This is a genomic window from Pseudomonas sp. StFLB209, from assembly GCF_000829415.1.
Classification (GTDB): domain Bacteria; phylum Pseudomonadota; class Gammaproteobacteria; order Pseudomonadales; family Pseudomonadaceae; genus Aquipseudomonas.
Window position 1 is genome coordinate 4,659,608 of the sequence record NZ_AP014637.1, and the last position, 25,633, is coordinate 4,685,240.

Consider the following 25,633-nt stretch of genomic DNA (forward strand, 5'->3'; position numbering starts at 1 on the left):
ATGATGGGGTCAGGGGGAGTGGAGGCGAATCAGACTTCATGCCGGACTTCACGCGACGGCGGATAACCGAACACGTCGCTGTAGCACTTGCTGAAATGGCTGCCTGACACAAAGCCGCAGGCAATCGCCACTTCGAGCATCGAAAAGGTTGAGTTCTGAATCAGCCGGCGTGATTCGTTCAGTCGCAGTTGCAGGTAATACTTTTGCGGCGAAGTCCCCAGTTGCTCGCGGAACAGCCGCTGGATCTGGCGCTTCGACAGGCCGGCATAGTGCGCCAGTTGCTCCGGCTCCAGCGGCTCTTCAAGGTTGGCTTGCATCAGCGTGATCAGTTCGCGCAACGGCTTGCAGAGCTTGCGGCGCGGTGACTCACTGGTGCGCTGAAAACGGCTATGGTCGTAGTCGAGCAGGCTGGTCACCGCCTCGGCCAGGTCCGGTTCGCAGGCCTTGGCCAGCCACTTGCGCATCACCTCGAAGGCACCGGCCGGGGTGGCGGCAGTGAGGCGGTCACGGTCGAACACCATGCTATCAAGGCTTACATTGGCATTGGGCGAGCGTTCCGAAAGGGCAGTACGCTGTTCGGAGTGAATCGCACACCGGTAACCATCGAGCAGCCCGGCCCGGCCCAGATACCAGGCGCCGTTCCACAGCCCGCCCAGAGTTATGGGAAAACCGGCGAGCTTTTTCAGCAGGCTGACCAGCCAGTCCGGCACCTGGCGCGGGGTGCGCAGGCCGCCACAGACCATCATCAGGTCGAGATCGGCGATGCGGATGTCGGTCAGTGGCGTGTTGGGCCGGATTGGAATGGCCAGGTCGCTCATGACCTCGCTGTTGCGGTAGCCGAACGTATGGACCTTGACTGAACCAGGGCGGATCAGGTTCGCGGTGGTCAGCACGTCCAGCGCCTGGGTGAAACAGGGCAGGGAGAAATTGTCCAGCAACAGAAAGCCTATGTTCGCGGTTCGCTGGGCCGCGTGCGTTGCAGGTCGGTGCTGCGCTGCCGACGTTGCAATCGTCTCGCACCAGCCATTGTCTATCGCCGTGGTCATGATGGGCATTGTTGCGTGCCAGTGTCTGAAAGAAAGCTGTCCTCAAACGGATAATGGGTCAGCAGCTCATAACCGGTGTCGGTCACCAGCAGTTGGTTCTCCAGCTTGATACCGTCACGTCCGCCGACTTCCCCTACATACGCCTCCACGCACAGCGCCATCCCCGGCTCCAGCACGCCTTCGTAGCCGTAGGACTCCAGGTCTTCCGGATAACGGATGCACGGGTACTCGTCGCACAGGCCGACACCGTGGAACATCACCCCGTAACGCTGCGCACGGCAGCTCTCAGGCAGGCGGTGGCCGCGGCTGGTCAGCTCGGTAAAGCGCACGCCGGGTTTGACCATCTCGATATTGCGGGTGATGTGCTCATGGGCGATACGGTACAGGCGCTTTTGTTCAGCGGTCGGTTCGAGGTCGCCACAAATCCAGCTGCGCGACATGTCGACACACATGCCATAGACGCCGATCAGGTCGGTGTCGAAACTCAGCAGATCACCGTCGCTCAGTACCCGCGGGCCCGATTCCTGAAACCAGGGGTTGGTGCGCGGCCCGGAGCTGAGAATGCGCGTTTCGATCCATTCACCGCCACGGCGGATATTGCCGGCATGCAGAGCGGCCCAAACGTCGTTCTCGGTGGCGCCAGCACGCATCGCCAGGCGCATCTCGGCAATCGAGGCCTCGCAAGAGGCCACCGCGCAGCGCATGGCGAGGATCTCGTCCGGGCCTTTGATGGCACGGGCGAACTCGGTGACTTCCTGACCACTGCACACTTGCACGCCAAGGGCATCAAGGGCGCGCAGCCCAGCCACTTCGATGCGATCCACCGCCAGCCGGCGATTGCTGCCAGCATGGCTGCGCAGCAGCTCATCGACTTGCCCGGCGAAGCGGCGGGCGTGCTGTTCGGTGTGTTCACCGGTCTCGAAGTAGAAAAACGAAGCGCCGCTGCGCAGCTCGCTGACCAGCGGCAGGTGCGCCGACAGGTGATCGCAGCCGTGAAAATCCCACAGCACCACATGGCCACTGGCGGCGACGAAACAGGCGCGGGCCGGGTTGTGGGTGGTCCATAACTGCATGTTGGTGGTGTCGGTGGCGTAGCGGATGTTCAGCGGGTCGAACAGCAGGATGCCGCCCAGGTCGCGCTTGACCAGTTGTTCGCGAATCCGTTGCAGGCGGTATTCACGCATGCTCGGCAGGTGCGGGGCTTGCAGTCCCAGGCTGGCCCATTCGGCGAAGGCCAGCGGGGTGGGGCCGATCTCGACGCGATCGTTATCGTCCTCTGAACCATCGGCTTTGAGGGCGGCCCGTGGTCGGGCCGGGTCGATACGGCGGGCGTGGGTGGGGATGGAAAAAGGGCTGCTCATGACGGTCCGGGCTCACGGTTATTGTTATGAAACAGGCTGCTGTAGGGCTGTAGGAGCAGCAGTGACCTTCGCAAAAGCTTCGCAGTTGAAGCTGCTCCTACGGGCCAATGCCGATCAGGAAGTCTTCGCGGCTAAAGCCGCTCCTACGGGGCCGGCAAGCGAGCTTATTGTTTGGCGGCGTCGCGTGATGCCTGCAGCCACTGGTCGAACTGCGCACGGTGCGCGGCGACCCATTCCTTGGCGTGGCGGGTGACGTCTTTGGCCTTGTTCTCGCCTTGCTGCATTTTCAGGTTCTGGGTGCTCTCGTCATCGGTGCTGATTTGCACCAGCGACAGGAACTTCAGCGCTGCGGGGTTCTTGGCAGCGAAGTCCTTGTTGACCACGGCAACCACCTTGTCCACGGCAAAGCCCAGATTTTTGCCCTGGTACATCGTATCTACGCCGTTGTTGCCGCCGGGCAGGTCGGTCTTGGGCACCGGCAGCCAGACCACGTCCTTGCCTTCGACCAATACGCCCGAGATCCACTGCGGTACCCAGGTGTAATAGAGGATCGGTTTGCCCGCCTTGTAGCGAGTGATGGTGTCGGCCATCAGCGCGAAGTACGAGCCGCGGTTGACGTTGACGGTCTTCTCCAGACCATAGGCTTTCATGTGGTGATCGATGGTCAGCTCGCAGCCCCAGCCGGGGTTGCAGCCGGTCAGGTCGGCCTTGCCGTCACCGTCTACATCAAACAGCTTGGCGATTTCCGGCTTTTGCAGGTCGGTCAGGCTGGTGATGTTGTGGGCTTCGGCGGTCTTCTTGTCGATCAGGTAACCCTGCAGCACGCCGGGCAGAATGTCGCCTGCCTTGACCAGGGTCTTGTCGCCACCGGCCTTCTGGTAGAAGGTGTCGTGCAGGGTGTTCCATAGGTGGACGGTGAAGTCGGCATCGCCGTTGGCCAGGGCAACCATCATCACGGCATATTCGGTTTCCTTGGGCTCCTGGATCTTGTAGCCCAGCTCACGCAGGCCCTCCATGGCCACTTCGCCGCGAAAACGCTCCTCGGCAATCGGCGGGAAGATCGGTGTGACCTTGACGCCATCGCCGGGTTTCTCGGCAGAGGCCGAGGCACACAGCGAGGCGATGGCCAGCGACAGCGCGGTCGCACACTGCACAAAACGCCGGGAAACGTGGATCTTGTTCATCGTTGCTTACCTTCTTCTGGTTTTTATCCAAGGGCGGCAGATCAAAAAGAGCGAGTCATCAGGCGGTCTTGCGCCGACCTGTAGAAGGGTTGGAACCCAATATTCGCAGCACCAGGCCGACCGGGCCGGTATGGAACCAGCGCCGGCCAGGCTCGGCGGCGGTTCTTTCACCCATCGCCTGGGTCAGGCGGTCAAGGAAGATCGCCAGCAGTACCAGACCGACCCCGCCGACGGTGGCCAGGCCCATGTCCAGCCGGCCGATGCCGCGCAGAACCATCTGGCCCAGGCCGCCGACGGAAATCATCGAGGCGATGACCACCATCGACAGCGACAGCATCAGGGTCTGGTTCATGCCGGCCATGATCGTCGAGGTCGCCAGCGGCAACTGGACGCGGGTCAGCATCTGCCGTGGCGTGCAGCCAAAGGCGCGGGCGGCTTCGATCTTGTCTTCCGGCACCTGGCGAATACCCAGGTTGGTCAGCCGCACCAGCGGCGGCAGGGCAAACACAATGGTGACCAGCACGCCAGGCACGTTACCGATGCCGAACAGCATCACCACCGGCACCAGGTACACAAAGGCGGGCAGGGTCTGCATGGCATCGAGTGCCGGACGAATGATCTTTTCCAGCCGGTCACTGCGGGCGCAGAGGATGCCCAGCGGAATACCGATCACCGCACAGAAAAACACCGCCGTCAGCACCAGCGCCAGGGTGGTCATCGATTCTGACCACACGCCGATCAAGCCCAGCAGGGTCAGGGTGACAAAGCACAACAGGGCCATGCGCTTGCCCGCCAGTTGCCAGCCGAGCAATGACGACAACAGGATGCCGATGCTCGGCGGGATGCTTTGCAGGATGTATTCGGTGCCGTTGAGCACCTGGTCGATGGGCCAACGGATGGCACGGAACACTTCGCGGAAGTTTTGTACCAGGTAATTGAGGGCGGCTTCTACCCAGTCACCCAAGGGAATGGTGATCGACTGGAATGGATCGAGAAGGCTGAATTCGGACATGGGGGCTACCTCTTTTTGGCGTGGGCGCTTAGTCGCGGCTCAGGGTCTGGAGCAACAGGGTCTTGGAAATCGTGCCCTTGAACGCACCGCCACGGTCCAGTACCGGAACCGGGTAGGGCAGGCGGGCGACGATGCCGAGCACTTCGTGCAGCGGGGTGTCGGTGTACACCGGGTTCTGCTTGTGCTGGTCATGGCTGGAACCGGCAACGTGGGGGCTTACCGCGCCCGAGGCATCGATATCGACGACGCCAAGTAACTGGCCTTTCTCGTCCACCAGATAACCGTACGAACCGCCGCTGCTGAATTGGGCGGCTTTGCCGTTGACCTTGCACACGCTGGCCGGATCGAATTTCGCCACGTCACCGGCCTTGAGCACCCGCGAGCTGTCGAAGCCCTTGAAAAAGGTCCGTACGTAGTCGTTGGCCGGCTGATTGATCAGCTCTTGCGGGGTGCCGATCTGCACCACCCGACCGCCTTCCATGATCGCGATGCGGTGGCCGATCCGAATGGCTTCTTCGATGTCATGAGAGATGAAAATGATGGTGCGTTGCTGCTCGGCCTGCAGGCGGATCAGTTCACCCTGCATCTCGTGACGAATCAACGGGTCGAGGGCCGAGAAGGCCTCGTCCATCAGCAGGATCGCCGGGTCGTTGGCCAGCGCGCGGGCCAGGCCGACCCGTTGTTGCATACCGCCAGACAGTTGATGCGGGTAACTGTATTCGTGACCGGCCAGGCCCACCTGACGCAGCGCTTCACTGGCCCGGGCATGGCGCTCTTGCTCGGATACGCCGGAAATTTCCAGGCCGAAGGCGGTGTTTTCCAGCACACTCATGTGCGGCATCAGGGCAAAGGATTGAAACACCATGCCCATGTCCTTGCGGCGCACGTTAAGCAGGTCCTTGTCCGACAGCCCGGTGATTTCCTTGCCGTTGAGATGAATGCTGCCGGAGGTGGGTTCGATCAGCCGGTTGAACAGCCGCACCATGGTCGACTTGCCCGAGCCGGACAGGCCCATGATCACGAAGATCTCGCCACGCTTGACTGAAAAGCTGGCATCGAAGACCCCGACCACGTGGCCGGTCTTGTTGAAAATCTCATTCTTGTCGGCGCCCTGGCGCAGCATGTCCATGGCCATGTTCGGGTTGGGACCGAACACCTTGAATATATTGTTGACCGAAAGAATTTCGTCCGCTTGGCTCATACGACCCTCTTGTTATCGTTATGACCAATTAATCAAACATGCGCAGGAAGATCCTTTCGCACACTCAGGTAAATTGGCAGTCCGTTCAAATTGAACGTGAGTCAGTTCGGTACGCAGATACTTCTGTTGTAAGGGAAGTGGATCCCTTCGCGGCTACGCACCGGGGGTAATATTGTAGTTATTGGGTGATGCGTTATTGCCTGATTCCAATCGTCTCATCGCCCGTAGGAGCGGCTTAGGTATGGCTCAGACGATACGGTTGTTACCCGCTTCGCTCAGGCGGCGGATCATCAGTTCGCTGTACCAGTCGACGAACTGGCAGACGCCGTTTTCCACCAAGGGCGAATACGGGCCGGGCTGATAAGCCGGGGAGGTCACGCCGACCTGCGCGCCCTCCACCAACATGCGATCCTGGTCATTGGTCGCCATCCAGACTTTGGTCAACCGCTCGATCTCGTAGTCCACACCCTCCACGGCGTCTTTGGGCACCAGCCATTTGGTGGTCACCACGGTCTCACCAGGCCCCAGCGGCAGCACCCGGAAGCTCAGCGCGTGGTCACCCAGGAAGTGGTTCCAGGTGGAGGGGTAGTTGAAGTACAGCAGCGCACCGATGTTGTTCACCCCACTGCGATCCAGGCGCCGGGCCACGGCCGGTTTGCCGTCCATGGTGTAGCTGCTGGCGCCATGATTGAGCGGAATGCGGGTCATGCGGAACTGGCCATTGGGGTCCATATTGATCCGGCTGGCCAGGCCTGCGGCTTCACAGGTGTTCCAGTGTTCGGCCAGTTCCAGATCCTCTTCGCCGCCCAGACCCTGGACCGAAACGTTCTCAACGAAAGAGTTGAGCAGTTCCGGGTGGGTGCCGTCACAGTGGTAGCACTCGCGGTTGTTTTCGAAGACCAGCTTCCAGTTGCCTTTTTCCACCAGACTGGCTTCGAAAGCGACCTTGCAGTCTTCCAGGTAGTGCGGGCCAATGAACGGCGAAACGGCGCTGCGAAATTTCTCGAAATCCGGTGCAACCTTGGCCACGCATACATAGATATAGCTGTGCACCACCTCGCAGTGCGCCGGGTTCAAATGGTGATCGGCCGCGTTGAAGTCCGGGCCCATGTGGCCGGCGTACAGCAGCTTGCCGTCCAGCTCGAAGGTCCACTTGTGATAGGGGCAGACCATTTTGGCGACCTTGCCCTTGGCCTCGGTGCAGACCTTCGAGCCGCGATGGCGACAGGCGTTATGGAAGGCGCGGATTTCGCCATCTTTGCCGCGAATGACCACGATCGGATAGTTGCCAATCTGCAGGGTCAGGTATTGGCCGGGTTTTTCCAGTTCGAAGGTATGCCCGGCAAAGATCCATTCACGGTGCCAGATTTGCTCAAGATCTTGCTCATAAACAGCCGGGTCGTTATAAACCGCACCAGGGAGTGCATGTTGCGCCTTGCGTTGTTTGATCAGGTCTAATACAGCGTTGATGCGGGACATTATTATGTGCACTCCAAATAAGCTGAGGCTCTTATTGCGTGGGCCGTTTATTGCACGCAGGGCGGATTCCTGAATTAATCTGTTCAAGGTTTCAGGTAATTGAGCTAGGCTCTGGCGAATCTTGCGCTGCTATCGCTGCTGCTTGCGATCAGTCTAGGGCGAGGCATCAGGTATAAAAATCAAATTTTTCTATAGTCAATTGATTACCTAAGGTTATGGTCAAACACACCGAGCCCGATCAGGCACTGATCAAAATGCCCTCCCTGCGGGCGGTCAAAGCCTTTGTGGCAGCGGCCAAGTATCAGAGTTTTACCCGTGCCGCCGAGGCGCTGTGCGTGACCCAGGCGGCGATCAGCCGACAGATCCGCGAGCTGGAAGAACACCTGGGCGCCGCACTGTTCAACCGCGCCGGGCGCACCGTGGAACTCACCGCAGCCGGGGCGATTTTCTTCGATGCGGTGCAGTTGTCGTTCACCAATATTTCCCAGGCCGCTGACCGCATTCGCAGCAGCGAGAACCCCAAGCAGGTGGTAACGCTGTGTTGTTCTTCGGCCTTTGCCAATTTCTGGCTCGGTCCACGCTTGCCGGCGTTTTTCGAGGCTTACCCGGAAATCGACATCAACCTGGTGGTGACCCAGAACTTTCTGGTGATGGAGAACGGCGTCAACCCGGACATCATCATCTGCAAGATCGCCAAGACCCACGAGGGCTATCACAGCCAGCCGCTGGTCTGTGATGTCATCTACCCGGTGTGCACCCCGCAATACCTTGAACAACACCCGCAACTGCGCAGCCTGACCGGCATTCGCGATGGCGCGCTGTTAAACCTCAGTCCGTTCGGCCGTTCGCAGATTGCCGAACATGTCGACTGGGGCGTGTGGTTCGCCTACCAGAGCATCGATATCAAGACCCGCGCCAGCGATGCGCCGCATTACTTCAACTCCAACGACTACAACCTGCTGATCCAGTTGGCCCTGGCCCATCAGGGCGTGGCCCTGGGCTGGAACTATCTGGTCGAACCGTATCTGCAAAAGGGCCTGCTGGTGCGCCCGGTGGCTGAACAATTGGTGCACCGTGAAACCCGGCATTACCTGAGTTTCAACGAGGCCAAAAGCCGCGACCTCAGTTGTTGCCTGTTACGCGACTGGCTGCTGGAACAGTTCGCCAGTGATAGGCCAGGCGAGTTTATTGAAGCCAATGCATAACGCCAGCTCATCAATTGATGGGCATAAATGTCGCTGTAACCCTCTGCTGTTCGTAATTACTCTTTAACTCAGCCCGCGCAGGCCATTTACTTGCTGAAGCGGGGTTATTTGCAACTTCCTCACCTGCGTTATCGAGGCTCAGCCACCAGGTTTGCAACGGGCATTGTCGATCTCTCGACAGCGTCTGCTGGCTGCCTGCTGCCTGGTTTTGGCTGACCTGCAACGACATCACGAACAACAAGAGGCGCGACTCAATGTCTGCATTCCAGTTTTCCGGTATCAACCTGGCCATCACCACTCCATTCGATGCTCAGGGCAAGATTGACTATGCCCGTTTCGAGCAACTGATCGAGCGCTATCTCGCGGCAGGTATTCAGGGTTTCGTGCTTAGTTCCGGTACCGGCATGCATGTGTATCTGAGCAAGGATGAGTCCAGGGAACTGGTAGCGTTTGGCGCCAGGGTCATCAATGGCCGTGCCCGCATCATTGCCCAGACCTCCGCACTGCTGGCTGACGAGGTGGTCGAGCGCACCCGGCACGCGGCCAGCGTCGGCGCTAATGGCGTGATGGTCTTGCCGCCGTTTTTCGAAGGCCCGACCGATGACCAGGGCATTATCGATTTCTACTCCACCGTCAGTGAGGCCGGGCTGCCGATCATTGGCTACAACGTGCCACAGGCGGTGGGTGTGGAAGTGACGCCTTCGCTGTTCAAACAACTGAGCGAAATCCCCAACTTTGTCTCGGTCAAGGACAGCAGCGGTGACCTGGCGGCCCAGGCGGCGCTGATCCGCACCGGTCTGCCGACCATGAACGGTGCTGACCCGCTGGTGCCCTACGCGCTATATGCCGGTGCGGCCGGGCTGATCTGGGGCGGAGCCAATATTGCGCCGCGTACCTGTGTGGCGCTGGTCAATGCTGCGCTGGAAAAACAATGGGACCGCGCGCGGGAAATCTGGCGTGAGCTGGAGCCGGTCATGTCGCTGATCTGGCAGGGTGATTATGTGCAGTCGGTGTATGCCGCCGCCGAAATCACCGGTTACGCCGCTGGTAACCCGCGCCGTCCGCTGGCCCGTTTGTCGGCCGACAAGCTGCAGCACCTGCAGGCGGTGGTCGCACCGCTGGCCGCTTATGAAACCAGCCTGGCCTGACCGTCGCGGAGCAGCAGCTATGTACGTGGCATCGAAGTTTCCCAAGCACAACAGCCTGTCGGGCTGGGTCGCCATGCTCGCGCAGCGCAAGCCGGCTCCGTTGTTGAGCAGCGTGGTCAGTGTCGATGTGGCGATCATCGGCGCCGGCTTTGCTGGCCTGTCTGCCGCCCGGCGCCTGTCACAACTGGACCCGACCCTCAAGGTCGCGGTGCTGGAAGCCGGTGTGGTCGGCGAGGGCGCCACCGGGCGCAACTCGGGGTTCATCATCGACCTGCCTCACGAAGTCAGTTCCGAAGACTTCGGTGACACCTCCACCGAGCGCGCCCGGCGCGACATTTTCCTGTACCGCACGGCCATTGGGCTGGCCACCGACATGGCCGACGAGTTTGGCTGGGGACGTGAGGTTCTCGACCGCTGCGGTCGCTACAGCGTGGCGATCAGCGCCAAGGGCGATGAGCACATCCGCAGCTACGCCAGACAGCTCGACGGCCTGGGCGAGGCGCACCGCATTCTCGACGGCGACCAGATCCATGAGGTCACCGGCTGCCCGATGTACACCTCAGGGCTGTTCATGCCTGGCACCGTGATGGTTCAGCCGGCAGCGTATATCCGGGCGGTGGCCGATGGGCTGCGCGCGCCGGTGAGCGTGTACGAGAATACCCCGGTGCAGCGTTTCGAGAAGACCGGCAACACCTGGCAATTGAAAACCCCGCAAGGCACGGTCAGCGCTGGCAAGATCATTCTGGCCAACAACGGTCATGCCGAGAGCTTCGGGTTGTTCAAGGGCACGTTGCTGCACGTGTTCACCTACGCGTCGCTGAGCGAACCGTTCGATCCCAGGCGCCTCAGTGGCCAGCGTGACTGGGCCGCCACACCAGCCTTGCCGATGGGCACCACGGTGCGGCGGATCAGCAGCGAGCAGGGCGACCGGCTGCTGATTCGCTCGCGGTATTCGTACCACGCGGGGCTGGAAATCAGCGAAAGGCACATTCGCGCGGCGGGCAGGGTCCACGACCAGAAGTTCGCCACACGCTTTGCGGGCCTGCCGGATGTGCAGATGCAATACCTCTGGGGTGGGCCGATGGCGCTGACCGTCAACAGCGTGCCGGTGTTTGGCGAGGTCGAAAACGGCTTGTACGCCGCCATAGCCTGCAACGGCCTGGGTGCGTCGAAATCCACCGCGGCCGGTATTGCGGCGGCAGAGAATGTGCTGGGTCTGGATTCGCGGATGGTGCAGATCCTCAGCGGTTACGAGCAGCCGAAGAAACTGCCGCCCCAGCCGCTATTGAGCATCGGTGCCAAGGCCAACCTGCGCCTGCGCGAGTGGCGCGCCGGACGGGAGTAGGGCGGTCGTGGCCGGTAAAATCGGTCATCGGCCATTGGCCCATTTGCCATACAGCGCCTAACCTGATTCATGAGCCCCCGCAACGGGGGCTCTTCCACACGAGGGTGGGCAACAGCCCTACCAGGGATCAGGAGGCGTCGATGTCCAGACACAACGTAATCGAGAGTCTGTACGCATGGCTGATGATTGTGGCGATCATCAGTGTCTTCAATATCCAGTACCTGATAAACGCGCTGCTGATCGGGGTCCTGATCAGCCTGGCGTACTTGCCGGCCTACAAGTTTCTCGGCGACAGCGTGCGTTCGGTGAATCGCAATGTCCTGCTGCGCTTTGTCGGCATCGGCTTTGCCATGGCGCTGGCGGCGCTGTGCGTGCTGGGCGACGAGTCCAAGGGCAACGCCATGGTCGCGGCGATCCTCGGTTACGTGGCCGCTCGCCCGGCACGGATGATGGTCAGCACCTACCTGGTGGCTGAAGACTGACCGACAGCAGGCCGGGCCGGACAACCGCCCGGCCTGCCAGATCGTCGGAAACGACCTGCGCATACCTGATTGCGTCCGATGTCCGCCATAGACAATTGGCTATCCGTTGCCTGGCTTATACCTGCGGCATCTTTCGACTGGATGCAGCCACCCTCATGCTCACCACCGCTGACAACCCGCCTGTCAACCGCACCCGCCTGGGGATCGCCCTGTGCCTGTTATCGATGCTGATCTTCGCCAGCCAGGACGGTATTACCAAGCTGCTGATCCGCGACCTGCCCGCTGCGCAACTGGTGATGATGCGTTATTGGGTCTTCGTGCTGCTGGCACTGGTGCTGGCCTGGCGACAAGGTGGGCTGCGGGTGGCCGCCCGCAGCAGCCATCGGGGCTTTCAGATACTGCGCAGTCTGCTGGGCGTTATTGAACTGGCCCTGTTTGCCCTGGCCCTGCGCTACCTGGGCCTGGCGGAAACTCATGCGTTGTATGCAGTATTCCCGCTACTGGCCATCGCCCTTGCGGTGATCTTCCTGCGCGAGCGGGTCAGCCGCCGCCAGATCGTCGCGGCGGTGATCGGCTTTGCCGGCACCCTGGTGATTCTGCGCCCTGGCGCTGCTGCCTTTGATCTGGCCGGGCTGATCCCGTTGGCCGCGGCGTTGTGTTTTGCGGTGTTCAACGTGCTCAGCCGCAAGATCGGCGGCACTGACAGTTTTGCGACCAACACCCTGTACATGGGCGTGGTCGGCGCGATGGCCTCCAGCGGTTTCGGCCTGGCCAACTGGGTTGAACCCAGCCCTGTGCAGTGGAGCCTGATCGGCGTGCTGTGCGTCACTGGCGTCAGCGCGCAACTGCTACTCATCCAGTCGCTTAAATACGCCGAAGCCTCGACCCTGCAACCGTTCAACTACTCCTTGCTGGTGTTTGCCACTCTGGTGGGCGTGTTCGCTTTTGCCGAAGTGCCAGACAGGTGGGTCGTGGGTGGATCGATCATGGTCGTGCTGGGCGGGATGCTGGCGTTCAAGAGCGGCAAAAGATGATGGTCTGCGCCATTTGCCGGGCCGGCCTCAGGTCCGAGCATGCAGAATATTCAGCAAATACCGGCAGCCCCGAGTATCAGACGCTACAAAGCTCACCGGCTGATCCACCGCGAAATCCAGGTGATCACCGCTTTGCAATTGATAGACCTGCTCGCCATAGGTGACCTGCAGCTCACCTTCGAGCAACCATAGCCGCTGCCGATACGCATTGGCCTGCCAGCGCGGATAGTCGATGCGGCTGCCGGCCGGCAGGTCGATCTCGACCAGTTCACTGCCGCTGGCCTCATCGAGCTCCGCTACCTGTCGGCGCAGATAGCCGGTGGACGGATCGCGCCAGGTTTCCTGCTCGTCGCGCCGCCTTAGCCGCGATGCATCATCGGGCGTGTCGTCGGCCAGCAATTCGGTCAGGGCTATGCCCAGCCCGGCGGCCAGCTTGCCCAGCACCACGGCGGTGGGGCTGCTTTCCAGGCGTTCGATTTTGGAAATCATCGCCTTGCTGACGCCGGAACGTTCTGCCAATTGCGCCAGGCTCAGCCGTTGTTGCGTGCGCAGGTGAGCAATACGCCGGGCGATCAGATCATCAATGCTGGGTGGGCTGGCCGTCATCTTGGCGTCTCGGTTGGGCTTCTCATGATTTAAAATCCACTATAGGATACGAATCGTCTCTAATTGTGTTTTAGCCGGGAAGCGTCATAAATGCAAATGATCGATTGCACAGAACAGCACCATGCGCAGGCCATCCTGGACATCTTCAACCACGAAATTCGCCATTCTACTGCGCTCTACGACTACCAGCCCTGGGATATCAGCGTCATGAAGGCGTGGTTCGAAACCAAGCGCGCCGGCAACTTTCCGGTCATCGGTGTGCAAGGCGAGCAAGGTCAACTGCTGGGCTTTGCCACCTACGGCACCTTCCGCACCCGCGCCGCGTACAAGTACAGCGTCGAACACTCGGTGTACATCCACCCGGATCATCGCGGTGCCGGGTTGGGTAAATACCTGTTGGGCAGCCTGATCGAACAGGCACGCTCACGCGGTGTGCATACGCTGGTTGGCGGTATCGACCTGGGTAACCAGGCGAGCATTCACTTGCATGAGCGGATGGGCTTTGAACGCAGCGGAGTGATCCGCGAGGCGGCTTACAAGTTTGGCCAGTGGCTGGATCTGGTGTTTTACCAGAAGGTGCTGGATACGCCGCTGGTGCCGACGGAAGACTGATTAGCGAAAAAAACCACTTGGCGGCATGCCGAACTGCTTCTTGAACATGCTGGTGAACGCGCTGGGGCTGTCGTACCCCAGTTGCAGGGCCACTTCAATGATCCGCTCGCCGCACGCGATCTTCTCCAGTGCCATCAGCAAACGTGCCTGCTGGCGCCATTGGCCGAAGGTCATGCCGGTGTCTTTGCGAAACAGCCGCTGCAAGGTTTTTTCATCCACCTGCAGATGCCTGGCCCAGTCGGTCATGGTGGAGTGGTCGGCGGGGTTGTGCTGCAAGGTGCGGCAGATCAATTGCAGGCGAGGATCGGCCGGTTGCCGCAGCTCCAGTGGCAGGGTTGGCAAGACCACCAACTCATCGACAATCAGGCGCAGTAGCCGGGCTTGCCGCGAGTCGTCCGGGTAGATTCCGTCCAGCCCGACCGAGGCTTTGATCAATTCGCTGAGCAGTGGCGAGATGCTCACCGCTCGGGTCTGTTGCGGCAGATCCGGGGCGCAGTGCGGCTGGACGAAGACGCTGCGCATTTTCACCGCCCCCACGCAGCGAATCGCGTGGATCTGCCCACAGGGCATCCAGATGCCCCGGCTGGGCGGCACGATCCATTGGCGGTCAGCCGAGTGCACGACCATCACCCCCTCGATGGCGTAAATCAGCTGATGTTTATTGTGTTGGTGGGGCGCAATCAGCCAGTTTTCCGGGTAATCGGTGGCGCTGCTGATGATCATCCAGGCACCGGCATCGATCTGCGCAACGAACTGTTCTTGGGGTCTGAGCATCTGGCGGTTGGTCTCGGCAGGGCGGTACGCCGGTCAGGCGTACCTTACACAATTCATGCCGCGCGGGTGCGGGGCAACAGGAGGGTGGCCAGGCCCAGCAATGGCAAGAAGGCGGTCAACTGGTAGACCCAGACAATGCCATGGGTATCGGCCAGCGCGCCCAGGCCCGCCGCAGCAATTCCGCTGACCCCGAACATCAGGCCAAACATGACCCCGGACACCATGCCGACCCGGCCGGGCACCGCTTCCTGGGCGTAGACCACCAAGGCGGCGAAGGCTGAAGACATCACCAGGCCGATAATCACCGACAGCACCGCCGTCCAGACCATGCCGACATGAGGCAAGGCCAGCGCAAAGGGCGCCACGCCGACGAACGAGAGCCAGATGACCGCCTTGCGGCCGATCCGATCACCCACAGGTCCCCCGGCGAACGTGCCGACTGCCACGGCGGCGAGGAACATGAACAGGAACAACTGGCTGTCCTGCACGCTCAGGCCAAACTGCGCGATCAGGTAAAAGGTGAAGTAGTTAGTGAACGAAGCGATGTACACGAACTTGGCGAACACCAGCAGCGCAATCACCAGCATGGCCTGGATCACTTTGCCCCGTGGCAGCCCTGCTGCTTTGTTGCGCGCCATGCTGTCGAGCCGCGCCTGGCCGTGGCGCAGGGTCCAGCCGGTGAGGCGCAGCAGCAGGCAGATTGCCAGTCCCGCGGCGAGCATGAACCAGGCAATCGCCGGTTGGCCGTGGGGTATCACCACGACCGCCGCGAGCAACGGGCCGATAGCGGAACCTGCGTTGCCGCCGACCTGAAAGGTCGCCTGCGCGGTGCCGAAGCGCCCGCCCGAGGCCAGTCGGGCAATCCGCGACGCTTCCGGGTGAAAAGTCGCCGAACCGACCCCGACCATGGCGGCTGCCACCAGCAGCATTTCATAGCTACTGGCGAAGGCCAGCAGGGCAATGCCGAACAGGGTCATGAACATGCCCGACGGCAGCAGCCACGGCAGGGGGCGCTTATCGGTGTACAGACCAATCCAGGGTTGCAGCAATGAAGCGGTCACCTGATACACCAGACCGATCCAGCCGATCTGCGCAAAACTCAGGGAAAAGTCGCTTTTAAGCAGGGGATAGATCGCCGGCAATAACGCCTGGATCAAGTCATTGAGCAAGTGGGCGAAGGCGGCGGCACCGACCACCCGGATCAGGAAGCCCTGAGGCTGGTCGGCACGGGTCGGGCTGGGAGTGGATACCGTGGGAATGGCAGTCTGGCTGGTCATGACGGACTCTTGGCTGGAGGAACACATGGACGTCTGCGGGTAGCAGAGCGTCTGCAAGGTGTGTCCAGCGTAAGGAGCGCGCCAGCGCCTGTCTTGCGAAGTAAGGGTGTGGACTATCGCGTTTCGGGCATTGGCCTGCGTGGTCACCGGAGTCAGTCACCACTCCCAGACTTTCTCGGTGTATTGCGCGGTGGGCGGCAGGACCGTTTGCAGAAAAGTCAGGTATTGCTCGAACAATGCCCTGTTGGGGAAGCGGGTCTCGAAGCCCACCGTCGGGTCTTCCACATGCACGACGATGATCGCGTATTTGCGGTCTACGGTGACGAAGTTGTACTCCGACCACGGCAGGCCGGTGTAATGCTCGGCAGGTGGTGGCTGCCAGTTTTTCAGGCGGCTGATGGTCGGTAAAGAAGCGATGAAAAAAATGATAATGGGTAAAAAAGACATGAAGTAGATGGCGGCGCCGATCAATGTCAGGATGGCGAGATTTGCAAAGGTGCTGAAGAAAAAGCGGGTGTGGGGAGAGTGTTTTAATTGCTTTGTTTCTTCGCCGTGCGAGGTGTGGATGATATATGAGAATTGTGTTTTTCTTAATATGTCGTAGGTGAAGGCTGGTAAGCAGATGGTGGCGATCGTCATACAGATCGCCCAGATGTGGAACATCTCGTCCAGGCTGTCCAAAAAGAGCCAGCTTGTCAAAATGCATTGGATCAGCCAGCCGGCAGAAAAAGTGTAGATAACCCTCTTTATTTGATTTGATGGCATGTCAATCCCTTCGGTTTGCCATGTTATGGTCGGAGTGGCAAGGGCGTTACGTGGGGTGTTGTCATGTGTCAATGTGGTATGTGTCATTTTTTCTAGTTGGTTAATATAGACGAATTTAATTTTTATGCGTTTTTTTTGTTGTGTGCTTTATTTTTCTTATGGAGCGATTAGCAAAGGGAGTGCGGTCGATCGCGACGTGTTCTTCATCAGTAGCTGAGGCTTGAGCAGTCCGTCAAAAGTGCTGTTGGAATTTACTGATATTTCCAGTTGATAAAGATAGCCCGTGTCTTCCGGTGAAGGCTTAAAAGAGTCAACGGGATACCAAATCTGGATTTCCAAATAAACTGCCTCAGGTACCAGTGGTACCCAGGTCTGCCAGATCACATCTTCGTTGTCAGGTAGTAGGGGGCAGTGGAGCCTAGGGTATGTGAATACTGGCCGCTGGTTATCGATTTTGTCCCAATGCTCAATGCTGTAAAACAGCCCATTTTCTTGAAAGGACTCTCTGATGGGGAGGGCGCCAGGTCTCAATGGAAGTAACGGCAGGATTCTTGTACTGCTACTTGTTTCAAACAAGATCGTGCGACGCCTTATCGCGTGCGGAAACTGAATTTGTATCCAAGCGCCATTCTGAAGCTGCATTTGGGAGTCTGCCATGCCCATATAAGCTCTTTCTCGGGTGCTTTTCACCAGAACTTTTGGTGTTAATTGGATTTCATAAAAAGCACGTTGCTCTTCTGCGTTACCTTGTGGGGTGTCGGGGTAGCGGGTCTCCTGAATGCGTGACCAACTGCATTTTTTTAGCCAATAGCCAACGGAATCCTGTTTTATGGTGTTAAGGATGACGCTTGCCAACAGGTAAATTAAGCCGCCTATAAAAATGATTTTGGAGAATAAGCCGCTCATTACAAGTGTGGTCGCCGTTCCTAGTTGTCTTATAGTTGTTGTTGATGCCAGTACTTGTGCGGCTGCGCCGGTGCTCATGATATATACGCCAATCATCTTCGTTGCAATTGCGGACCGTTCTTCATCAGTCTTTGCATTTTTATAATCATCTCTTAAATCCCATATTTCCATTCCTGCTGCAGCAATCCCAAAGGCTCCGGTGACAAGCAGGCGTGATCTAAGTTGTGTGACTGTCTGGCTCCAATGCGTATTGCCTTGTGCTTTCCAGAAAGCCGCAGACCGCTCCAGAATCGATACGTTTTTCCGGTTAATCATCACCGGCTTGGCGTTCTTGACAACCTCCCACGGTGCCTCGACATATACCGCCATCAATAGATTCAGTGTGTAGCCCAGGCTGTAACCCACCTTGACCAGGTCTTTGTTGTTGAGCTGTCCATCCCGGCTGACTTCCTCCCAGACCAGGGCGGTGTTGATGAAATTGAGCATGATCACGCCCCATGCGATACCTGAGCCGTGCAATCCTGTTTGTTGTACCCAGCGTCTGGCCTCTGCATTCCAGTGTTTGGCAATGTCTTTGCCGGAGTGGAAGAAATCATGGATCTTGTCGCGCAGCAGGCGTGCGTACTGGTTGTCTTGAAAGTCGATGATCAGCGGTAATTTCAGTTCGTGAGCGCGTAACCGGTCACGTTCCTGTTGCAAGAGGCTTGAAAGATGTTTGCGCTGTCCACGTTCCTGCGGGGAGTTCCAGTGCGAATACAGGGTGCGCAGGTTGGCGTTTAATCTGTTCCAGTTGGCATGCCATGTCCTGACCTCGCTTCCTATCCGGGCATCGATCACCAGCCGTTGCGGGGCATTGCCCAGAACCAGCCCGATCAGCAGGCTGCGCAGCAATGCTGGCAGATCCTTGCGTTTACCCATGGCCCGCTGGCTGTCGATGGGCAGCCAAGCCATCAGAATGGCTTCGGCGGTCTGTTTGCCCGCGCCTCGGGCCAGTTCGCGCAGGGTGTTGAAGGTATCGCGGGCCGGTTGCTGCAGCGCTTTCATCCAGGCGGTATCGGCAAAGTCCGGGTGGTTGAGCACTGTATTGAGCTCGCCGAGGCGGGTGGCGAGGTTGGTCAGGTCGTTGAAGCCATTGAGCAGTTTGTCTGCTTCGGCCTGCAGCGCCTCCTTGAGGGCCGGGGAGAAGCCATATCGCAAGGTGCCGAACAAGGTTGAGGCGTTCTGCTCCTGATCGGCCAGCCATTCGTTTGCTCCCTGGCTTTGCGTAAGGATGCTCAGCAACTCTTCAAAGCTGTTCTGCAGGAGTAAAAGGTGCTTTGGATTACCGGTATCGCAGTGCAGGCGCAGCGGTTCCAGGCCGATCTGGATCGCCCACTGCTTGATGTCTGCCTGGGTATTCTGGACTTGCCGCAATAACCGGTCATGTTCTGGCTGCTGCTGCATGATGTGTTGCCGTGCAGCCTTGAGATCGACCTCGCGGCGCCACTTTTTTCGGTCTTGCCAGGCTTGCAACTGGTCCTCAGGAACCTTGCCGTAACGCTGGATCAGTTCACGGTGCATCCGTGCCGATTTGATTTCCGATACCAGGCTAAAACTTGAAGTCGAAGCACTGCCCGCCAGTGATGCCTGGTCGATGAGCCTTTCCCTGAAGTAGGCCTCCACGTCGAGCAGGTATTGTTGCCTCAGGGCCGGATCGTCCCGAACTGACTCGGGCAGACTGGCGGTATCATCGCTGACGCCGCATAGCTGACTCACCGTGCTGGCCATGCGAAGCTTGTGTTCATGTTGGCTCAGCCAGCTCTGGTAAGCCGCCTGGTCTGCCAATAATTGCATGCCGAGGTCTTCGAGTATGGACAGCGGCGCATCCAGAGCGATCAGCAATGAGCTGTCCTTGTCCTCGACACTGCCCAGCCAATGCACATCGGCGCCCAGTGGCACCCATGGGCTACTACCGTCTTGCCGGTTAAAGGGTGGCTGCGAGCTGGGAAGTGCCGAGTCGCTGAAGCGCAGGTCCTCATTCACCTTGCAAGGGTCGATATCGGCTACCGCACTGGCAAGCTGTGCGAGCGGTAACGTGTCAGGCTCGTTCATGGTGATGCAGTAGCTGCCCAGGTCCAGGCGTTTCATCCACTGGCTGCGACCGACCGCGTTCGAGCGCATGTGCTCGCAGATACGCCAGGTCCATTGCAAGGGGGCATAGGCAATGTGTAGCACGTGGTTACGCGGGTAAAGCAGGAAGGGCTGCGCGTTGGCTGCGCCGCTACGCTCATCCTGGCCCAGATGGGCTTGGGTCCAGGTGATACGCGCAAGGTGAGCATCGCTGGCCGTGTAGAGGTATTCGTGTAGCGTCCCGGCGGTTTCGTCGTATACGTACACGTAACCATCGTACAGTTGGCGCAGTGTGTAGGTGCGGCTCTTCAGGGGCGGCAGGCGTGCCCATTTACCGGCTCTGGCCAGCGGCTTGAGGGCTTCGGGCGCCGGATCGTAGCGCGAGCGGTCCAGAGCGTAACGTACCGGGACGATAGCAATGTTCGGCCCTTTGAACGGGCACAGGCTGGTTCCGGACAGTGGTCTTTTGTCGAACTCACTGGCGCAACGTTGGCGAGCGGTTCCATATTTTTCGGTCATGAGCATCCTGCGGCATCAAGGGTCAAACAGTGAAGCGCGAGCGCTGGATAGTGCCTGCTCAGGGCGGGATAACGCTGTAGGAGAAGTGGAGAGACTTGGTAGGACACGGCCTTATTACAAAGGGAATACCCACCAGTTCGCGTAGGTGATAAACCTCTGATGCGCTGTGTCTGTGGCATGATCGCCCGTGGCAAAGGCGCAGGCTCTCTGCGCCGCCGGCCCAGAGTCATACATTTCTCACTGGATACTGCGAATGCAATGGCAGCCGGTTTTCGAAAATCCGCTGATCGATAAACAGATCCGCGCACTGACCTCGGACCAGGCCAGGCGCCTGTTAGCCAGTTATCTGTACCGTCAGTTCAGGTTGGTGCGCAGCTTTGATCAGCGCTATCAAAGCAACCTGCAGGACCTGTTTGTGCGTCAACTCAGCGTTGCTGTTGCGGGAAGTGCGGCGCACGTGGAACTGGCCATTGGCGAGGTCTATGCCGCGATTCCCGACACTGACCATCGGGGCGCGACAAGCCCCGCCGTTCAGGGCGGGGAAAGATAGCGCGGACGGCGTAGCCGTCCCTGGTTGCCGTGGGGTGTCTGCTGCTGTTCGGTGTACGCACCGCTGCAGCATGATGCGAAGTAACACGGCGACACAGATGCCCTTCTACAGCGGTATTTCGTTACAAAGACCCAGTGGGCATGCACCTTGAAAACACCGTGCCGTCCGCGCCTAATGTCGCCTTCATTGCTCATGGCTCAAGAGCAGCATGCAACGACTTCAAGCCTTCAAGCACGAACTCATGCCAGACGGCCGGCAGGAGCGGCAAATGCGCCGCTTTGCGGGCTCCTGCCGCTTCGTCTTCAACAAGGCGCTGGCGTTGCAGAAGGAGCGCCACGAGCAAGGCGAGAAGAAGCTCGGCTATGCGGGCCTGTGCAAGTTGCTGACCGAGTGGCGCAATAGCCCGCAAACCGCATGGCTGGCCGATGCGCCTGTTCACCCATTGCAACAGAGCCTCAAGGATCTGGAGCGGGCCTACACCAACTTCTTCGCCAAGCGAGCCGACTTTCCCCGGTTCAAGAAGAAGGGGCAGCGCGACAGTTTCCGCTATCCCGACCCGAAACAGATCAAGCTCGACCAGCCCAACAGCCGCCTGTTCTTGCCAAAGCTGGGCTGGCTGCGTTACCGCAACAGCCGCAAGACGCTGGGTACTGTGAAGAACATCACCGTGAGTCAGTCGTGTGGCAAGTGGTTCGTGAGCATCCAGACCGAACGCGAGATCGATGAGCAGCCCACGGCGCAGGGTGCGGCAGTCGGCATCGACATGGGCATTGCCCGGTTCGCCACGCTTTCGGATGGCTCGTTCTACGCACCCCTGAACAGCTTCAAACGCCATGAAACCGCGCTGTGCAAAGCGCAGCAGGCGATGAGCCGCAAGGTCAGATTCAGCCGCAACTGGAAGAAGGCGAAAGCCCGCGTCCAGCGCATTCACTCGCGCATCGGCAATGCCCGCCGCGACTACCTACACAAGTGCTCCACCACGATCAGCCAAAACCACGCGATGGTGTGTATCGAGGACTTGCAGGTACGCAATATGTCCAGGTCGGCGGCAGGCACGGCAGAGGCGCCGGGAAGAAACGTTCGGGCCAAGTCTGGCCTGAACAGGGCCATCCTCGATCAGGGCTGGTTCGAGTTCCGCCGCCAACTGGACTACAAGCTGGCGTGGCGCGGCGGCTGGCTGATTACCGTGCCGCCGCAAAATACCAGTCGCACGTGCCCCTGTTGCGACCATGTGTCGGCGGCCAACCGCCAGACGCAAGCGCTGTTCAGGTGCGTGGGATGTGGTTTTGAAGGCAACGCCGATGTGGTCGGGGCGATCAATGTACTAAGGGCGGGACACGCCCGGTTAGCCTGTGAAGTGAGCGCAGAGGTCATGGCGCCAGCAGCAGGAACCCACCGAAGCGACTCGGGGGCGGCTCGATGCCGCGCCTGAGCGCCGTAGGAATCTCCGGCCTTCAGGCCGGGGAGGATGTCAAGAGTATGCGCAGCAGGAGGGTGCCTATGCCCAGAACCTGATGATTGCCTTGTGGTATCTGCTGTCGTTCGCTCATGAGCCAGACACCGAGCTTTTACAGGCGGCGGCCAATGCTGCGCTAAATAATGTCGACCTGCTGAACCATGAACTGGACGAGCATTACGACGAGTCAGCGGTGGTGGCCCGGGAAGTGGTGGTCGTCAGGCAGATGCTGCGCCGCATGCGCGCGGGCGCTGCCTGCTCAGGGGATGTTGCGGTGGATATTGCAGATTTGGCTGGCGGTCTGGCGCTTTGAGCGCTGCATTGGTGGATTGTTGCATCCAGCTTGCTCGACTGAAGACTTTGATATTGAACTCAAAGACGACCATCGGCATCACTGGCGGCTTGAGCAATCAAATCGTGAATCTCGACGGTTACCGCAGGCTCACCTTGCCGAGACCTCACAGTTTCAGCAAGACGCATATTGTCGATCAACTCCAGCATGGCTGCGTAGCGAGCTGGGGGCACAGCGTAAAACGCTGGTTTGTTTCGGTATGGCGTTTGATTTGGCTGGGGAGGCGACGCGACGCTATCGAGCTGAACCGCCAACCCGGAGAGAGTGGCCGCTCGGCGCTCCGTGTATCGAAGTGCTGAACCACAACGAAGAGGGCGGCTCATTTGCAATAGATGCAAGAACATTACCGGCCTCTTCGCTACCAAGGTAGCTCCCACAGAGGTATGCAGGGTGTAACCGAACAGTATTGGGCTTAGCGACGGTCATCAGACCGCAATGACCCGAGCACCCGGTTCCATAAGCCGGGCTTGCGTACAGGCAGGTGAGGCAGCACCTGCGGCATATCTTCCCAACGCACCCAGGACTTGTCGCGCCAGTGCAGCATCAGCAGCGAGCTGCCCAGCCAGTTCAGGCGGCTCAGGCACGGTTCGTCACCTGAGCCGTCATCCAGGCGGCGCAGTTGCGGCAGCACTTCATGGGCCAGCCATTGGCGCAGGGAACGGTTCTCGGGGATGTAGTGGTGAACCAGCAGGGCATAGACGCCCGATTCGCTGACCAGTACGCACTTTTCCAGACGGCCATGAGCCTCTACCCAGCCCATGCGGCGCTGGTCGGGATCAAGCTTGACGGTGGCCCGCTCATCCAGCCGGGCGCCCATCAGTCGCGAAATATCGGGCAGACAGAACCATGCCTGGGCATCGCGGTAGACGGCGCGCAGAAGACGGTGGTGGCGGAAGAAGAGGACGGCTTCGAAATGGTCATGGCACGGGGCCATGGGATCTAACGTATGCATCAGTAAGCTCTCATTTATTCAGTTGGAGAGCCACCGCCTACCGTCGCCAAACAATAAGGGTGGCAGCTGTGTGAGGGTTGGCGAACCGGGGCAAATGAGAAACCCGGCAGACCCGAAGGCCTCCCGCACACAGCCGCCATAACGCATGGCAACGCGCGCAACAAGACACCGGCATGTCTCATGCCGGTGTTGTTGAATCTCAAATGCTTGAAGGGTCGCCAAACCCGACTCACCGATTTGGCGGCGAGCGGCGCGCAGGTTAGCTAAACACGAGGGATAAGAGCAAGTGCTGGCCAAGTGGGCCGGCCAAGGTATCGCTGCTGAAACCAATCCTGACGGGATAAGGACCGCGCACCCGTCGGCCAGCCAACCCCCACCGAGTACGCGTGATACTCCAGTAGTGGCTAATACGCCGATTTGGTGAGCGTCGTCGGCCAGTGCTCCGTTACCCAGCGAGGGCTATGGCATGCCCACAGACAAACCGAACGACTTGCAGGGCCCCATGGAGCCGCCTACCGGCCTACCGAACAGTTTTATGTTTAAACCTCAAGCCCGCGCAAACTGCTTGCGGTAGCTGGTCGGGCTGACCCCGACCAGGTTGCGAAAATGCCGTCTGAACGACTCTTCCGATCCAAACCCGGTCTTTTCCACCACTTCACTGAGCCGCACCCGCGATGACTCCAGCAGTTCCTTGGCATACGCCACGCGCTCGCCCAACAGCCAGTCATACGGGGTCAGGCCGGTGCAGTCCATGAAGCTGCGGTGCAGGGTGCGGGTGCTGACCGCGGCTTTGTCGGCCATGTCTTTGATGGTGATGGGGCGCTGCAGGTCGCTGCGGATCCAGTCCATCAGGTTGGAGATTGGCGCGTCGCTGGTGCTGACCAGTTGCCGGGTGGCGTACTGTGACTGGCCACCCTCGCGGTGTGGCGGGATGACCATGCGCTGGGCGACCATGTTGGCGACCTTGGCGCCGTGGTCCTTGCGGACCAGGTGCAGCATCATGTCCAGGCCAGCCGCAGAACCGGCGGCGGTGACGATGCTTTCTTCGTCGACATACAGCTCGTTGGGCTGGATGGTCAGTTCCGGGTACATGCTGGCCAGCAGGTCGGTAAAACGCCAGTGGGTGGTGACCCGGTGGCCGTTGAGCAAGCCTGCAGCGGCCAGCACGAAGGCGCCGGTACAGATCGAGCAGATCCGCGCGCCGCGCGCATGGGCGGCCTGTAACTGGTCGATGAGCTTTTGTGGCACTTCGGACTCAACCCCGCGCCAGCCGGGCACGATGATGGTGTCGGCATTTTCCAGCAACACATCGCCCGCCGTCGGCGTGATGGTGATACCGCCAGCAGCGGTGATCGGCCCTTCGTCCACGGCGTAGGTGGCGAACTCGTACCAGGTTACGCCCAGCTCCGGGCGCTTGAGGGCGAAAACCTCAACCGTGCAGCCGAATTCGAAGGTGCACAGCTGGTTATAGATGAGTGCGACGACGAGATGATTCTTCATGGCGCGATGTGACCGGATATTGGCGTTACCGACAGTAGTTGCGTCTGATGCTACTCAGTAATCTGGCCCCTGTCACTGCTGTGCAGTTTTTACCAAGGGAGCCCGCCTCACATGACACTCAATATCGGCATCTACGTGTTCGACGACGTCGAAGTCCTGGACTTTGCCGGTCCCTACGAAGTGTTTACCACCGCGACCCGCATGCATAGCCGCAACAGCCGCGACGACAAGCCGCTGTTCAACGTGTTCACCGTCGGTCGCAGCACCGCGCCGGTGCGTGCCAGGGCAGGGCTGAAGGTCGACCCGGACTACTCGATCCATGATCACCCCGGCATGGACTGCCTGATCGTACCGGGCGGGGTCATCACCGCTGAGCTGGAAAAGAAAGACGTGATCAACTGGATCAGCGATCAGGCGATTCCCAGCCGCCTGGTGGCGTCGGTGTGTACCGGTGCATTTCTGTTGGCACAGACGGGCAAGCTGAACGGTCGGCAGGTTACCACCCATTGGGAAGATATCGCTGACCTCAAGGAAATGTTTCCTGCCGTCGATGTACTCAGCACCCTGCGCTGGGTCGATGAAGGCGCGTTCATTACCTCGGCCGGTATTTCTGCCGGTATCGATATGAGCCTGCACCTGGTTGAGCGCCTGCACAACCGTGCCCTGGCCGAGCGTACTGCGCTGCAGATGGATTTCGACTGGACCGAGAACGACTGAAACGCTCACTTCCTGCCCGGCGCCGCCGGGCAAGCTCGCGC

The 25,633-nt window shown here is 59.7% G+C and carries 23 protein-coding genes; 10 read left to right on the forward strand and 13 right to left on the reverse strand.

The window, feature by feature from the left end:
- Positions 1-29: 29 nt before the first annotated feature.
- The 6 genes from PSCI_RS21060 to PSCI_RS21085 all read right to left on the reverse strand — a co-directional run bounded on the left by PSCI_RS21060 (position 30) and on the right by PSCI_RS21085 (position 7,283).
- Positions 30-1,046, reverse strand: a complete 1,017-nt coding sequence (locus tag PSCI_RS21060; protein WP_084710256.1) for a GlxA family transcriptional regulator — start codon at positions 1,044-1,046, stop codon at positions 30-32.
- The gene (gene dddP, locus PSCI_RS21065) at positions 1,043-2,407 is read right to left on the reverse strand and encodes a dimethylsulfonioproprionate lyase DddP (RefSeq protein ID WP_045490712.1); all 1,365 of its coding nucleotides are present in this window, start codon (positions 2,405-2,407) and stop codon (positions 1,043-1,045) included. The genes PSCI_RS21060 and dddP overlap by 4 nt, the downstream gene beginning before the upstream one ends.
- 164 nt (positions 2,408-2,571) lie before the next feature.
- Positions 2,572-3,591: a glycine betaine/L-proline ABC transporter substrate-binding protein ProX gene (proX, locus tag PSCI_RS21070; protein WP_045490714.1), complete on the reverse strand. Its 1,020-nt coding sequence runs from the start codon at positions 3,589-3,591 to the stop codon at positions 2,572-2,574.
- 58 nt (positions 3,592-3,649) lie between these two features.
- A complete protein-coding gene (proW, locus tag PSCI_RS21075; protein ID WP_045490716.1) occupies positions 3,650-4,603 on the reverse strand; it encodes a glycine betaine/L-proline ABC transporter permease ProW in 954 nt (317 codons plus the stop codon).
- Positions 4,604-4,631: 28 nt separating this feature from the next.
- Positions 4,632-5,804: a glycine betaine/L-proline ABC transporter ATP-binding protein ProV gene (gene proV, locus PSCI_RS21080; protein ID WP_045490718.1), complete on the reverse strand. Its 1,173-nt coding sequence runs from the start codon at positions 5,802-5,804 to the stop codon at positions 4,632-4,634.
- Positions 5,805-6,050: 246 nt separating this feature from the next.
- Positions 6,051-7,283 (reverse strand): aromatic ring-hydroxylating oxygenase subunit alpha, encoded by a 1,233-nt coding sequence (locus PSCI_RS21085; RefSeq protein WP_045490720.1) that lies wholly within the window; start codon positions 7,281-7,283, stop codon positions 6,051-6,053.
- Between the two features lie 215 nt (positions 7,284-7,498).
- Here PSCI_RS21085 and PSCI_RS21090 point away from each other — a divergent pair, with 215 nt between their 5' ends.
- The 5 genes from PSCI_RS21090 to PSCI_RS21110 all read left to right on the forward strand — a co-directional run bounded on the left by PSCI_RS21090 (position 7,499) and on the right by PSCI_RS21110 (position 12,497).
- Complete coding sequence (locus tag PSCI_RS21090) at positions 7,499-8,488, forward strand: LysR family transcriptional regulator (RefSeq protein WP_045490722.1); 990 nt, start codon at positions 7,499-7,501, stop codon at positions 8,486-8,488.
- A 254-nt stretch (positions 8,489-8,742) separates the two neighbouring features.
- Positions 8,743-9,636, forward strand: a complete 894-nt coding sequence (locus PSCI_RS21095; RefSeq protein ID WP_045490724.1) for a dihydrodipicolinate synthase family protein — start codon at positions 8,743-8,745, stop codon at positions 9,634-9,636.
- A gap of 19 nt (positions 9,637-9,655) precedes the next feature.
- Entirely contained in the window at positions 9,656-10,981 is a 1,326-nt protein-coding gene (locus tag PSCI_RS21100; protein WP_084710059.1) for an NAD(P)/FAD-dependent oxidoreductase, read from the forward strand.
- Positions 10,982-11,121: 140 nt separating this feature from the next.
- On the forward strand, positions 11,122-11,463 hold the full coding sequence (locus PSCI_RS21105) for a hypothetical protein (RefSeq protein ID WP_045490728.1): 342 nt from the start codon (positions 11,122-11,124) through the stop codon (positions 11,461-11,463).
- 155 nt (positions 11,464-11,618) lie between these two features.
- A complete protein-coding gene (locus tag PSCI_RS21110; RefSeq protein WP_045490730.1) occupies positions 11,619-12,497 on the forward strand; it encodes a DMT family transporter in 879 nt (292 codons plus the stop codon).
- 27 nt (positions 12,498-12,524) lie between these two features.
- Here PSCI_RS21110 and PSCI_RS21115 read toward each other — a convergent pair whose 3' ends face one another.
- Positions 12,525-13,103, reverse strand: a complete 579-nt coding sequence (locus PSCI_RS21115; protein WP_045490739.1) for a helix-turn-helix domain-containing protein — start codon at positions 13,101-13,103, stop codon at positions 12,525-12,527.
- A 90-nt stretch (positions 13,104-13,193) separates the two neighbouring features.
- Here PSCI_RS21115 and PSCI_RS21120 point away from each other — a divergent pair, with 90 nt between their 5' ends.
- A complete protein-coding gene (locus tag PSCI_RS21120; protein ID WP_045490741.1) occupies positions 13,194-13,715 on the forward strand; it encodes a GNAT family N-acetyltransferase in 522 nt (173 codons plus the stop codon).
- Here PSCI_RS21120 and PSCI_RS21125 read toward each other — a convergent pair whose 3' ends face one another.
- The 4 genes from PSCI_RS21125 to PSCI_RS21140 form a co-directional block, all read right to left on the reverse strand.
- The gene (locus PSCI_RS21125) at positions 13,716-14,489 is read right to left on the reverse strand and encodes an AraC family transcriptional regulator (RefSeq protein WP_045490743.1); all 774 of its coding nucleotides are present in this window, start codon (positions 14,487-14,489) and stop codon (positions 13,716-13,718) included. It lies immediately after the preceding gene.
- A gap of 53 nt (positions 14,490-14,542) precedes the next feature.
- Positions 14,543-15,766 carry an MFS transporter gene (locus PSCI_RS21130; RefSeq protein WP_045490745.1) on the reverse strand — a complete coding sequence of 408 codons (1,224 nt, stop codon included), beginning with the start codon at positions 15,764-15,766 and terminating at the stop codon, positions 14,543-14,545.
- Positions 15,767-15,922: 156 nt separating this feature from the next.
- Positions 15,923-16,603, reverse strand: coding sequence for a hypothetical protein (locus tag PSCI_RS28275; RefSeq protein WP_144403301.1), 681 nt, complete (start codon positions 16,601-16,603; stop codon positions 15,923-15,925).
- Positions 16,604-16,687: 84 nt separating this feature from the next.
- Positions 16,688-20,065: a toxin VasX gene (locus PSCI_RS21140; RefSeq protein WP_045494702.1), complete on the reverse strand. Its 3,378-nt coding sequence runs from the start codon at positions 20,063-20,065 to the stop codon at positions 16,688-16,690.
- A gap of 253 nt (positions 20,066-20,318) precedes the next feature.
- On the opposite strand from PSCI_RS21140, the gene PSCI_RS21145 reads away from it, so the two are divergent.
- The 3 genes from PSCI_RS21145 to PSCI_RS21155 all read left to right on the forward strand — a co-directional run bounded on the left by PSCI_RS21145 (position 20,319) and on the right by PSCI_RS21155 (position 22,384).
- Entirely contained in the window at positions 20,319-20,615 is a 297-nt protein-coding gene (locus tag PSCI_RS21145) for a hypothetical protein (RefSeq protein ID WP_052483464.1), read from the forward strand.
- 208 nt (positions 20,616-20,823) lie between these two features.
- Positions 20,824-22,047: an RNA-guided endonuclease InsQ/TnpB family protein gene (locus PSCI_RS21150; protein WP_045490747.1), complete on the forward strand. Its 1,224-nt coding sequence runs from the start codon at positions 20,824-20,826 to the stop codon at positions 22,045-22,047.
- Positions 22,048-22,129: 82 nt separating this feature from the next.
- A complete protein-coding gene (locus PSCI_RS21155; protein WP_052483467.1) occupies positions 22,130-22,384 on the forward strand; it encodes a hypothetical protein in 255 nt (84 codons plus the stop codon).
- Between the two features lie 451 nt (positions 22,385-22,835).
- Here PSCI_RS21155 and PSCI_RS21160 read toward each other — a convergent pair whose 3' ends face one another.
- Entirely contained in the window at positions 22,836-23,375 is a 540-nt protein-coding gene (locus PSCI_RS21160) for a BRO-N domain-containing protein (protein ID WP_045490749.1), read from the reverse strand.
- A gap of 546 nt (positions 23,376-23,921) precedes the next feature.
- Positions 23,922-24,875, reverse strand: a complete 954-nt coding sequence (gene ftrA, locus PSCI_RS21165; RefSeq protein WP_045490751.1) for a transcriptional regulator FtrA — start codon at positions 24,873-24,875, stop codon at positions 23,922-23,924.
- Between the two features lie 111 nt (positions 24,876-24,986).
- On the opposite strand from ftrA, the gene PSCI_RS21170 reads away from it, so the two are divergent.
- Complete coding sequence (locus tag PSCI_RS21170) at positions 24,987-25,592, forward strand: DJ-1/PfpI family protein (protein WP_045490753.1); 606 nt, start codon at positions 24,987-24,989, stop codon at positions 25,590-25,592.
- Positions 25,593-25,633 lie beyond the last annotated feature (41 nt).